Genomic DNA, 12380 nt, shown 5'->3' with positions numbered 1-12380 from the left:
TTCTCCTCAATCACCCGCTGGCCTGTTATTAACTCAAAACAACAAAAATGTACCACCCATAAACCCCCCACACCCGCCCCCCCCGCCGGCGGCGCCCCGGGACTCATTCTCCTCAGTGCACGCCGGGTGTGCCGGATGTCACTTCAGGACCGGCGGCGCGGCGGAGGCCGCCGTTCCCCACTCGGACGGCTCCGGGCCGACCGTGAAGCGGAGGGAACGGATGCCCTTCAGGGTGCCGGTCGTCAGATACGTACGACCGTACGGCGAACCGTCGAGGCGGGCCGCCTGGATGTACCGGTCGGTGTCCGAGGTGCCCGGCGCCGTGACCGTCAGGGCGCCGCGCGGGTAGTAGCGCCGGTCGAGGGTGAGGTCGACCCGCTCGAAGACGGGCGCGGACAGACCCCAGGTGTCGTATCCGGGCTGCACCGGGAAGATCCCGATGGACGACAGGACGTTCCAGGCGGACATCGTGCCGAGGTCGTCGTTGCCGGTCATGCCGGTCGGCGCGTCGGTGAACAGGGTCAGCGCCGCGTGCACGACGTCGGTCGTCTTCCACGGCTGTCCGGTGGACAGGTAGGTGTACGGGGCGATCAGGTCGGGCTCGTTCTGCGGGTTGTACTTGTCGGCGTTGTAGTAGGCGTACGGGCCGTTGACCCAGACCTCGCGGGCCGTCTTCGCGGGGTCCTCCAGCAGCCGGTCGTAGGCGAAGAACGCGTCGAGCCGGTCGTTCGCGGCCTGCTTGCCGCCGATCAGGCCCACCATGCCCGGCAGGTCCTGCGGCACGAGCCACTGGTACTGCCAGGCCGTGCCCTCGTGGAAGCCGACGCCCTGGGCCGGGTCGACGGGGCCGGTGAAGGCACCGGAGGCGTCCCGGGCGCGGAAGAAGCCGGTCGAAGGGTCGTGGATCGCCCGGTAGTTCTGAGAACGCGCCAGGTAGCGCGCCGCGTCCTCGGTGTGGCCGAGGTCCCGTGCCATCGCGCCGAGCACGGCGTCCGACAGGGCGTACTCCAGGGTCACGGACGCGCCGTGGTCGTAGTCCGAGTCGCCGGGCTTCGCGTGCGGACGGCCGCTGACGTGGGGGGCGAAGCCGTTCGCGATGTACTCCCGGTTCTCCTCGCGGCCCACCGCGGGCGAGTCGGCCGGGGGCACGCCGTCGGCGTTCTTCCTCAGCGCGCGGTACGCCCGCTCCTCGTACCCGCCGAGCAGGCCCTGCTGGTAGGCGTTGGTGAGGAACGGGGTGACCGGGTCGCCGGTCATGATGTTCGTCTCGACCGTGCCGTATCCCCACTTGGGCAGCCAGCCGCTCTCCTCGTCGATCCTGATCACCGAGATCGCCATGTCCCGGGCCTCGCGGGGCGCGAGCAGGGAGAGGAGCTGGGACTGGGTGCGGTAGGTGTCCCACAGCGACCAGTTCTGGTAGTACGTGAAGCCCTTGGCGCGGTGGATCCGCCGGTCCCAGCCGGTGTAGCGGCCGTCGGCGTCGCTGCCGATGTTGGGCGCGAGGAAGGAACGGTAGAGCGACGAGTAGAAGGTGCGGCGCAGGGTGTCGGTGCCGCCCTTCGCGCGGACGTCGTCGAGCCGGTCCTCCCAGGCGCTGCGGGCGTCGGCGCGGACCTCGTCGAAGGAGCGGCCGCCCTCGGAACGGAGGTTGACGGCCGCTCCACGGGCGTCGACGTACGAGAGCGCGGTGGTCGCCTCGACCGTGCGGTCCTCGGTGGTGTCGAAGCGCACGAAGGCCCCGGTGCGCCCGGTGGTGCCGGCCGCCTTCGCGGCGCCGGTGACGGTGTCGCCGTTCCAGGTGCCCGAGGTGGTGAACGGCCGGTCGAAGCGGGTGATCGTGTACACCGTGTAGGGCTTGGTGGCCTGGCAGAAGCCGCTGCCGGTGATCTCCGTGCGGACGGTCCGGTCGTCCAGGATCTCGACCTTCGTGGCCACCGTCTTGTGCAGCGACTGGCCGGCGTTCAGCAGCACGTTGGCCTTGTCGGTGGCCGGGAAGGTGTACCGCTGCACCCCGGTGCGCGCGGTGGCCGTCAGCTCGGCCTCGATCCCGGACTTCAGGTCCGCCCGGTAGTAGCCGGGGTGCGCCTCCTCGGTCTCGTGGCCGAATTCCGCCGCGTACTGCGCGTCGTCCGTCCGGGTGATGTCCCCCGTGGTGGGCAGCACGGGCAGGTCGCCGCCGAGACCGCAGCCGACGCCCGAGAGGTGGACGAGGGAGAAGCCGCGGACGTGGTTCTGGGAGTGGTCGTAGCCGGTGTTGTGGCCGGTGTCGGGCGAGAACTGCACCATGCCGAAGGGCACGGCGGCGCCGGGGTAGGTGTTGCCCTCGTTCTGGGTGCCGATGAACGGATTCACCAGGTCGGTGAGTCGGCCGTCGCGCGGCTCGGCGGCCTGTGCGGTGGGCAGGGCGAACAGCGCGGACGCTGTCACCAGTCCCGCCGTGCACAGGCGCAGACGCCGGGTCCATCTCATGCGGGAGACCTCCGGTGGGTGATCGACATCGTTGTCCTCATGCATGGTCGGGGCGGGGGACCGGCTTTCCGGGCAACCGGACGGAATCCCGCGGGACGCGTCGCGCCGGGGCGCGGTACGCCGGGACCATCCGAACGATGACATCGTTGTCAGGTTGTACAACGTTGTCATCGGCGGCAGTTGGCATGACAGCACGGGGTTCCGCGGCCCGTCCAGGGACATGACAAGCGGGGTCGGACAACGGCCGGAAGTCGCCGTGGCGCCGGGCGTGCGGTGCGGTGTCCCGAGACCAGCCGTACGCCCGCACGGACCCCCGATACGCCGTGCGGCCTCGCGGGGCCTGTGCCGGCTCTCGGGGTCCGTGCGGCCTCTCCGGCCTCTCGGGGCCCATGCCGGCTCCCTGGGCCCGTGCGGCTTCGCGCGAGGCCCGTGAAGCCTTGCGGGGCCTGTGCTTGGCCCTCGGAGGCCGTGCGGCTCTCCGACCTCTCGGGGCCCATGCCGGCTCCCGGGGTCCGTGCGGCTTCTCGCAAGGCCCGTGAAGCCGTGAAGCCGGTCAGGGCACGCGCTGGCCCTTGCCCAGGGCGATCACCCCGGCCTTGGAGACCGCGTAGAGGTCGGCGTCGCGTTCCGGATTGACGCCGATCGTCGCACCCGGCGGTACCTCGACGTTCTTGTCGAGCACCGCGCCGCGCACCACGGCACCCCGCCCGATCTTGACGTTGTCGTGCAGGACCGATCCCTGCACGACCGCTCCGGGGTCCACGACCACGCCCGGTGACAGCACCGACCGTGTCACCTGCCCGCGGATCAGGCACCCCGCGCTGATGATGGACTCGCTGGCGATGCCGCCCGCGTTGAACCGCGCCGGCGAGAGCTGCCCCGAACTCGTGTAGACGGGCCAGCTCCGGTTGAACAGGTTGAACGCGGGGCGCTCGGCGATCAGGTCCATGTGGGCGTCGTAGTACGCGTCGAGGGTGCCCACGTCACGCCAGTAGCCCTGGTCGCGGGTGGTCTCGCCGGGCACGTGGTTGTCGCTGAAGTCGTAGAGCTGCGCCTCGCCCCGCTCGGTGAGCGCGGGCAGGATCGAACCGCCCATGTCGTGGACGGAGTTGTCGTCCTCGGCGTCCCGCTGGAGCGCCTCGACCAGCGCCTTGGTGGTGAAGACGTAGTTGCCCATCGAGGCGAAGACGCACTCGGGGGCGTCCGCGAGGCCCGGCGGGTCGGCGGGCTTCTCCAGGAAGCCGCGCACGCTCTGGCCGTCGGAGCCCGGGCTGATGACCCCGAAGGAGGACGACTCGGCACGCGGCACGCGTATTCCGGCCACCGTCACGCCCGCCCCGCTCTCGATGTGCTGGGCGAGCATCTGCCGGGGGTCCATCCGGTAGACGTGGTCGGCGCCGAACACCGCTACGTACTCCGGCTGTTCGTCGTGGATCAGGTTGAGCGACTGGAGGATCGCGTCCGCGCTGCCGAGATACCAGCGGGGCCCGAGCCGCTGCTGGGCCGGAACGGGGGTCACGTAGTTGCCGAGCAGGCTCGACATCCGCCACGTGGTGGTGATGTGCCGGTCCAGCGAGTGCGACTTGTACTGCGTGAGCACGCAGATGCGCAGGATGTCGGCGTTCACGAGATTGGAGAGGACGAAGTCCACGAGGCGGTACGTGCCGCCGAAGGTCACCGCCGGTTTCGCCCGGTCCGCGGTGAGCGGCATCAGCCGCTTGCCCTCACCGCCCGCCAGTACGATTCCCAGCACCGAAGGTCCACCGCGCCCACCGCGCCGCATGCCGCCGCCCCTCTACGCCCGGAGGGGCCGTGCCCGGATGCCCGGGCCCCGCCCCGCGTTCCGAAGTTCGCCTGTTGAACGGTTACCCCGCTTTGAGGACTTCCTCGTACAGCCGGACGGTCCTTCTCGCCACGGCGTCCCAGCCGAACTCCCCCACCGCGCGCCGCCGTCCGGCCTCGCCCATGCGCCGCGCCGCGGCGGGGTCCGCGAGAACGGAGTCCAGAGCCGTCGCGAGCCCCGCCTCGAAGTCGCCCTGGAGCGGCACGAGAAGGCCCGTCTCGCCGTGCTCGACCACCTCGGGAATGCCGCCGACCCGCGAGGCCACCACGGCCGTTCCGCAGGCCATCGCCTCCAGGTTGACGATGCCGAGCGGCTCGTACACCGAAGGGCAGACGAACACGGCCGCGTGGGTGAGGAGTTGGATGACATCGGGCCGCGGCAGCATCTGCGGGATCCAGTGCACGCCGTCCCGCACGGCGCTCAACTCCCGGTACAGCTCGTGGAATTCCCTGTCGATCTCCGGGGTGTCGGGGGCGCCCGCGCACAGCACCACCTGGGCGGCCGGGTCGATGTCCCGTACCGCGCGCAGGAGATGGGGCACCCCCTTCTGCCGCGTGATGCGGCCGACGAACAGGATGTACGGGCGCGCGGCGTCTAGGCCGATCCGCTCCAGGACGTCGGTGCCGGGGTCGGGCCGGTACAGGGTGGTGTCGATGCCGTTGTGCACGACGCGCACCCTGGCCGGGTCCAGGCCCGGGTAGCAGCCGAGGATGTCGTCGCGCATGGCGCCGGAGACGGCGATCACGGCGTCGGCGGCCTCGACGGCGGTGCGCTCGGCCCAGCCGGAGAGGGCGTAACCGCCGCCGAGCTGCTCGGCCTTCCAGGGCCGCAGCGGTTCGAGCGAGTGGGCGGTCATCACGTGCGGAATGCCGTGCAGGAGCTTTCCGAGGTGTCCCGCGAGGTTGGCGTACCAGGTGTGGGAGTGGACGAGGTCGCGGCCTTCGAGAGCGGCGGCGATGGAGAGGTCCACGGAGAAGGTGCGCAGGGCGTCGTTGGCACCGTCGAGCGCGTTCCAGGGCCGGTGGCGGACGACTCCGCCGGCGGCGCCCTCGCCCCAGCAGTGCACGTCCAGATCGGTGAGGGCCCGCAACTCCCTTGCGAGGAACTCGACATGGACGCCCGCACCGCCGTAGACGTCCGGCGGATATTCCCGGGTCAGCAGTCCCACGCGCACACAGAACCCCCGTCCTAGCCAGCTGGTGCCCCTCATGGTCACTCAGTTGAAGCCGATACGGAAGACCGCGAAGGGCACCCCTGCGTCGGGTCGGGCGGGGCGCCGGCGTCGGGTCCGCCGGACACCCGGGTCGGGCGGGGCCGGACACCCGGTCAAGCCGGGCCGGACATCCGGTCAAGCCGGGCCGGACCCCGGTGGCCAGGAGAGGCCGGACCCCGGTGGCCAGGAGGGGTGGGGCGCCGGTGGTCAGGAGGGGCGGGGCGCCGGGCGGGGTGGGCGCTCGAAGCAGCAGTCGCCGCAGACTCCGCCGCCGGGCACCCGGTAGTAGAGACAGCAGCTCCGGCGGCGCAGTGTCCCGGGGTCGAGGGTGCCGGAGAGGTCGGGGTGCGCGAAGAGCGGGCCGGCCAGCGCCCTGGCCCGCTCGCCCACGTCCGGGCGCCCGTGGGCGAGCGCCCAGCGGTCGAGCTGGCGCACGGTCCCGGCCAGGGCGGAACCCGCGTTGCCCCACAGCAGGGCGGGTGAGACCCGGTGGCGTGCGCGCAGGGCCGCGCTCAGCGGTACGAGGAGCCCGGCGCGCACGACCGCGTCGAGATCGGACACGGGCTGGAAGCGGACCTCGCGGAGCCACAGGTCGTCCGGAGCTCCGGCGTCCGGGTCCCAGTGCAGCAGCTCCGGATCGAGGTCGGGCAGCCCGCCGCAGAGCGCGGCGGCCCCGAGGGCGATCGACCAGAAGCGGGCCGCGAGACCCTGCTGCGCCACCGAGACCGCGACCCGCGCTTCCGGCGCCCGGATACTCCGCGCGACTTTCCTGACGCGGAAAGTCATCGGATCTCCGTAAACCTCCGCGGGCGTCACGGATCCGGGGTCCGCGAAGGCGCTCGCGAGGGTGGGCAGGGCGCGGCCCGGGGATACGCCGGTGCGTAGTACGGAGAATCCGCCGAGCGCGTCGAGCGCGGAGAGCCGGGTGTCGAGGTCCACGAAGAGCAGTAGTACCAAGTCCCCTAGGGGTGACCACCAGTGGATCGGTCAGTGGTGTCGCCCACCCTGGGGAGGACACCGGGCGATTCGTACTCCATCGGCAGTAGGACCCATTGACTGCTCAGGGACGACGACGAGAACTAAATCGCACGGCATCGTTGTTTGCATGGAAGCCGACCGTTCGTCGCGCCGGGCCGCCGGTCCACGCCGTACGCAGAGGAGGGACTCGTGAGTGCCCTCGCCTTGTCCGTGGTGCTCTCGTTCGTCTCAGCCGTCGCGTACGCGGGCGGCGCGATCATCCAGGAGCGGGTCGCGGTGACCTCTCCCGGCCAGACCTACGCTCCGTTGCGCAGGCCCGGCTGGTGGGCGGCCGTCGCGCTGACCGGCCTGGGCGGGCTGCTGCACGTGGTCGCCCTCGCCTTCGGCCCGCTGAGCCTCGTACAGCCGCTCGGCGCGCTCACCATCGTCTTCGCGCTTCCGATGGCGGCACTGTTCGTCGGCCGCAGGGCCGGAGCCGCCGCCTGGCGCGGCGCGATCATGGCCACCGTGGGTCTCGCGGGTCTGCTGTCCCTGGTCGGGGCGTCCGACGCGCAGTCCCTGAGCCATGCCCAGCGCCTCGCGCTCGGCGTGGTGTCGGGCGGCGCGGTCGCAGCCCTGATGGTGGCGGGGCGCGCGGCGCACCGGCACCCGGCCGTGCGCAGTGTGCTGCTGGCGGTCGCGGCGGGTGTCGCCTTCAGCATGTCCTCCGTGTTCACCAAGACCGTCGCGGTCGACTGGTCGCGGCACGTCTCGCTCGCCGACCTGTCGAGCCTCGCGGCCATCGGCGTGTTCGCGACGGCCGGCATGCTGATCTCGCAGGCCTCGTACCGAGGTGCCGGCCTGGAGGCGCCGCTGGCCACGCTGACGGTCGTGAACCCCGTCGTGGCGGCCGCCGTCGGCATCACGATGTTCGGCGAGACCTTCCGCTACGGCGCCGCCGGCACCGCGCTCGCCCTGGGCTGCGGCGTCGTCGCGGCCGGCGGTCTGATCCTGCTGACGATCGAGCGGATCGGCAGCGGGGAGCGACCCGTGGCCACCGCCCCGCCCGCGGCCGTGCCGGAGGCGGACGCCGGGCACCCGGCCGACGCGGCGCACCGGCCCGCGGCGGACCCGGTTCCCGTGGCCTTCACGGCCCCGTCCGAGCCGCGGCTCCCCGAGCCGGCCGTGGCGCGGCCGCGCCTCGCGGAGCCCGCCGTCGCCGGGCTCGGCACTCTCACGCCGGCCGAGGCGGCCGTGGCGGAACTGCTGGCCGGACTGCCCGGGCCCACCGGGGACGCGGACGGACTCGTACCGGCGTCGCCGGAGGGTGCCGGGCACCCGGCACCCGCTCCGCGGGCGCTCGACGATCGTGTGTTCCCTCCGCAGGCCGTGACGGTTCCGCCCGCCGCGGTGGTTCCGCAGCCAGTGATCGCGGGGGCGTTCGTCCCGACCCCGGTGAAGGCCGCGGTGCCGACGAGGGAGGTCGTCGCCCCCCGCCCGCCGGCGGGCGAGGACGAGCTGCCCCACCTGACCGTCATGCTCGGTGTGCCGTACGTGCCGATCCCGTTCGTCAGCCACCGCCGCACCCGAGTCAAATCCTGACGCCGCCGGCCCGGAGGTACGCCAACGGGTCGATGTCCGAACCGAAGCCGGGCCCGGTCCGCACCTCGAAGTGCAGATGTGGGCCCGTGCTGTTGCCCGTGGACCCCGAGCGGCCCAGGCGCTGGCCGGCCACCACGCTCTGCCCCGTCTTCACGGAGATCGCGGAGAGGTGGCCGTACTGCGTGTAGCGGCCGTCGGCGTGCCGGATCACCACCTGGTAGCCGAACGAGCCGCCCCAGCCCGCACTGACCACATGCCCGGCGGCCACCGCCGCGACGGAGGTGCCGGTCGGCACGGGGAAGTCGACGCCCGTGTGGTAGCCCTTCGACCAGTGGGAGCCGGTGGCGTGGTACGGCGTGCCGGTCCCCGCGTGGACCGGGGCCACGAGCGTGTGCGTTCCGGACTTGGCGGGGGCCGTCGTGTGCGAGGACGTCCTGCCGCCGGTGGTCTTCTTGGCCGGCGTCGTCGGCGGCGCCTTCTTCGCGGGCGTCCGCTCGGTCGTCCTCGACGGGCCCTTGACGGGCGGGTGCGCGGATGCCTGGGCCTTGCCGCCCAGGGCGAGCCGCTGGCCCGGCAGAATCAGATCCGGGTCGGAGCCGACGGTCGAGCGGTTCGCGGCGTACAGCCCCTGCCAGCCGCCCTGGACGTGCCGGGAGTCGGCGATGCCGGAGAGCGTGTCGCCGCGCACGACGGTGTACATCTCGGCGGTCCCGGCCCGGGACTGCGGCGTGGTCTGCGGCTTCACGTCCCGCACCGAACGCTGCTTCGCCGACTGCGGCGCGGTCCCCGACGGGCTGACGGCCGGGGCCTCGCCGCCTCTGGTCAGCCCCGCGCGGACCGAGCAGACCGGCCACGCTCCGGGCCCCTGTCCCTTCAGCACCTTCTCGGCGACGGCTATCTGCTGGTCCTTCGTGGCCTGGTCCGCGCGCCGGGCGAATGCCTTGCCGCCGTACGCCTCCCAGGTGGACCGGGTGAACTGCAGTCCGCCGAAATAGCCGTTGCCGGTGTTGATGCTCCAGTTGCCGCTGGACTCGCAGGCGGCCACCTTGTTCCAGGTCCCGACGTCGGCCGCGTGGGCCACTCCGGTCCCGACCAGCGGGAGCGCGATCCCGGCGCCGCCCACCGTGACGGTGAGTGAGGCGCGGTTGATCCTGTTCGGCTGATACCGGCGGTGCCGGCCGCGTACGGCCATGAGGGAGCCCCCCTAGACATGCGTCAGGAGCGGCAAAAGTAAGCGTTGGGAACAGGCCGGGACAAGGCGGCAACCGGTCGCTCCGAAAAGGCTGTTGACCGAATCCCGGACCCGCGCCGGACCGCACGCCCGCACCACGGTGGGTGACCGGGACAGCCCCGGGCCGGAGTGCGCCGCCCGCCGCTCCACGGCCCGCCGACGTCGGGTTCCCGTGTCCGGCGACGGACGCCCGGCTCTTCCCTCCGGCCCGGCCGCGCGGGAGCCGGGACCGCGTACGGAGGCCCGGATCCGCCCGCCGCGGCGGGCCCGCGCCGTGCGGACTGTCCGAAATCCGCCCTCGCGGCGCCGGGACGTTCCCCTGCGTGGACACCTCCGACACGTCAGGATGGCCTGGGGCAATACTGGCGAGCGGCACGGACGGGCACGACCGGCGGCATCGGTGCCGCAGTGTTTCCCGTACCGGCCGAAGGACTTACCGCACTTCTTAGGAGCCAACCGAATGAGCACTTCAGCCCAGATCGGCGTCACGGGTCTCGCGGTCATGGGGCGCAATCTCGCCCGCAACTTCGCACGCAACGGGTACGCGGTCGCCGTGCACAACCGCACGTCGGCGAAGACGGACGCGCTGGTGGAGGAGTTCGGCCACGAGGGCACGTTCGTGGCGGCGGAGACGGCGAAGGAGTTCGTGGCGGCGCTGGAGCGGCCCCGGCGCCTGGTGATCATGGTGAAGGCGGGCGAGCCGACGGACGCGGTGATCCAGGAGTTCGCCCCGCTCCTGGAGCCCGGCGACATGATCATCGACGGCGGCAACGCGCATTTCGCGGACACCCGGCGCCGTGAGCGCGCGCTGCGCGAGCAGGGCATCCACTTCGTCGGCACGGGCGTGTCCGGCGGCGAGGAGGGCGCGCTGAACGGGCCGAGCATCATGCCGGGCGGCTCGGTCGAGTCGTACGCCTCGCTCGGTCCGATGCTGGAGAAGATCTCCGCGAAGGCCGCCGACGGGTCGCCGTGCGTCACGCACGTGGGTCCCGACGGTGCCGGGCACTTCGTGAAGATGGTCCACAACGGCATCGAGTACGCCGACATGCAGCTCATCGGCGAGGCCTACCAGCTGCTCCGCGACGTCGCCGGGTACTCCCCCGCGCAGATCGCGGACATCTTCCGTACGTGGAACACCGGCCGGCTCGACTCGTATCTGATCGAGATCACCGCCGAGGTGCTGTCGCACGTGGACGCGGCGACGGGCAAGCCGTTCGTGGACGTCGTCCAGGACCGGGCCGAGCAGAAGGGCACCGGCCGCTGGACCGTGCAGATCGCGCTGGACCTGGGCGTACCGGTGTCGGGCATCGCCGAGGCGGTCTTCGCCCGCTCGCTGTCCGGACACGCCGGACTGCGCGAAGCCTCGCGCGACCTCGCCGGTCCGACGGCACAGACGCTCGACGAGTCCGAGGCCGCGGCCTTCGCGGACCGGGTGGAGCAGGCGCTGTACGCGTCGAAGATCGTCTCGTACACGCAGGGATTCCACGAGATCACCGCGGGCAGCGACGAGTACGACTGGAACATCGACCTCGGTTCGGTCGCCTCGATCTGGCGCGGCGGCTGCATCATCCGGGCGGCCTTCCTCGACCGTATCCGCGCCGCGTACGACGCCCGGCCGGACCTGCCGAGCCTGCTGTCGGACGCGACGTTCGCCCAGGAGATCGCGGCGGCCCAGGACAGCTGGCGCGAGGTCGTCGTCGCCGCGACCCTCCAGGGCGTGCCGACCCCCGGCTTCTCGGCGGCCCTCGCCTACTACGACGCCCTGCGCGCCGAGCGTCTGCCGGCCGCGCTCACCCAGGGGCAGCGGGACTTCTTCGGAGCGCACACGTACCGCCGGACGGACCGCGAGGGGTCGTTCCACACGCTGTGGGGCGGCGACCGGTCGGAGGTCGAGGCGTAGCGGTCGCCCCGCGGGCTGTCACCGGGCGCCCCTGACACGCCCCGCTCGGCCGAAGCCGTCACGTTCCCGGAACGGGACTCGTGACGGCTTCGGCTTGTTCGGGGCGCGGGTGGTTACAGGTGGTCAGGGGATGCCTAGCTGCGCTGGCCGGCGAAGAGTTCCAGGTGCGCGCAGTGGGGACAGCGGAAGGCGTCTATCTGCCAGCGCGGCCGGCCCATCAGTCGGGCGCCGCCCAGCGGACCTCGCTGAAGCGCGCCCTCGACCCACCGCGCGAACCCGCGGGCGCCCTGTCCGGAGTCCTCGACGAAGCCCGGCTCCAGCCCCACAAAACCGCACTGTGTGCACCGTATGTCGTTCACGCGCGGGATTGTATTGACATCACTCAAGACCCCGGTGACCGGGGTTGGCCGGCCCGCTGGGGCGTCAGGTCAGCGGCCCCGGCCGAGGCTGGGGTTCCGGCACCGGATCGGGGCCCGGCGGATTCGGGATCGGGGACGGCGGGGGTGCGGGATCGGGCCCGCCCGGGTTCGGCACCGGCGTGGGGCCGGGTTTCGGTACGGGGGGCGGTCCGGGTTTCGGTACCGGCGCGGGGTCGGGGCCGCCCGGGGTCGGGCCCGGCGGCGGTCCCGGAACGGGGTCGGGGCCGCCCGGGGTCGGCACCGGGTCCGGGAAGGGTGACGGCCCCGGGGGTTCGGGGCTCGGTCCTGGGGTGGGTGCCGGCGGCACGGGATCGGGATACGGCTGCGTCATGGCGTCCTCCAGCCAGTCGGTACGTCGGCCCTCTGGACTTGTCTCCCGCGTACCCAGCAGCAGAGCCCCCACTCACCCCGTCGCGCGGGGAAGGCCGCCTGGACGGCCCAAGCCGGGGGGCGCCGCCGGGGCGGACGTCGGGAGGACTCCCTAAGCCGGGGGCGCGCCGACGAAACTAACGCCGGGGGGCGACCGAGTCCGCACGGCTGACGGCTGACGGCTGACGGCTGACGGCTGACGGCTGACGGCTGACGGCTGACGGCTGACACAACCCCGAGCGCGCGGCCGGCACCCGGCACACCGGCTCCTCGCCGGCCCCTCGCTCGGCGCCGGCGTCTTCCCTACCCGGCCGCGTGCACCCGGCGGACCGCGTCCGCCGCGGCCGCGAGCGCGGGCCGGGGGGGGGAGAGGACCG

The 12380-nt window shown here is 72.6% G+C and carries 8 protein-coding genes; 2 read left to right on the top strand and 6 right to left on the bottom strand.

The features are described from left to right. Nucleotides 1-138 precede the first annotated feature (138 nt). From ACFXGX_RS10495 to ACFXGX_RS10480, 4 genes are all read right to left on the bottom strand, one after another. Nucleotides 139-2469, bottom strand: coding sequence for a GH92 family glycosyl hydrolase (locus ACFXGX_RS10495; protein WP_384787685.1), 2331 nt, complete (start codon nucleotides 2467-2469; stop codon nucleotides 139-141). Nucleotides 2470-3022: 553 nt separating this feature from the next. After that, nucleotides 3023-4252 (bottom strand): glucose-1-phosphate adenylyltransferase, encoded by a 1230-nt coding sequence (gene glgC, locus ACFXGX_RS10490; RefSeq protein ID WP_384787682.1) that lies wholly within the window; start codon nucleotides 4250-4252, stop codon nucleotides 3023-3025. Between the two features lie 82 nt (nucleotides 4253-4334). Then, a complete protein-coding gene (gene glgA / locus ACFXGX_RS10485; RefSeq protein WP_384787871.1) occupies nucleotides 4335-5486 on the bottom strand; it encodes a glycogen synthase in 1152 nt (383 codons plus the stop codon). A gap of 246 nt (nucleotides 5487-5732) precedes the next feature. Next, a complete protein-coding gene (locus tag ACFXGX_RS10480) occupies nucleotides 5733-6464 on the bottom strand; it encodes a (2Fe-2S)-binding protein (protein ID WP_384787679.1) in 732 nt (243 codons plus the stop codon). 228 nt (nucleotides 6465-6692) lie between these two features. Here ACFXGX_RS10480 and ACFXGX_RS10475 point away from each other — a divergent pair, with 228 nt between their 5' ends. Further along, nucleotides 6693-8084: a DMT family transporter gene (locus tag ACFXGX_RS10475; RefSeq protein ID WP_384787676.1), complete on the top strand. Its 1392-nt coding sequence runs from the start codon at nucleotides 6693-6695 to the stop codon at nucleotides 8082-8084. Here the strand turns inward: ACFXGX_RS10475 and ACFXGX_RS10470 are convergent. After that, nucleotides 8074-9276, bottom strand: a complete 1203-nt coding sequence (locus ACFXGX_RS10470; RefSeq protein WP_384787673.1) for a transglycosylase family protein — start codon at nucleotides 9274-9276, stop codon at nucleotides 8074-8076. The genes ACFXGX_RS10475 and ACFXGX_RS10470 overlap by 11 nt on opposite strands. A gap of 499 nt (nucleotides 9277-9775) precedes the next feature. Here ACFXGX_RS10470 and gndA point away from each other — a divergent pair, with 499 nt between their 5' ends. Next, a complete protein-coding gene (gene gndA, locus ACFXGX_RS10465; RefSeq protein ID WP_384787670.1) occupies nucleotides 9776-11215 on the top strand; it encodes an NADP-dependent phosphogluconate dehydrogenase in 1440 nt (479 codons plus the stop codon). 134 nt (nucleotides 11216-11349) lie between these two features. On the opposite strand, the gene ACFXGX_RS10460 is transcribed toward gndA, so the two are convergent. Beyond that, entirely contained in the window at nucleotides 11350-11574 is a 225-nt protein-coding gene (locus tag ACFXGX_RS10460) for a hypothetical protein (protein ID WP_384787668.1), read from the bottom strand. Between the last annotated feature and the right edge of the window lie 806 nt (nucleotides 11575-12380).

It is taken from the genome of Streptomyces sp. NPDC059371, assembly GCF_042751995.1.
In the GTDB taxonomy this organism is placed as follows: Bacteria; Actinomycetota; Actinomycetes; order Streptomycetales; family Streptomycetaceae; genus Streptomyces.
This window is presented reverse-complemented; position numbering and strand designations above follow the sequence as displayed.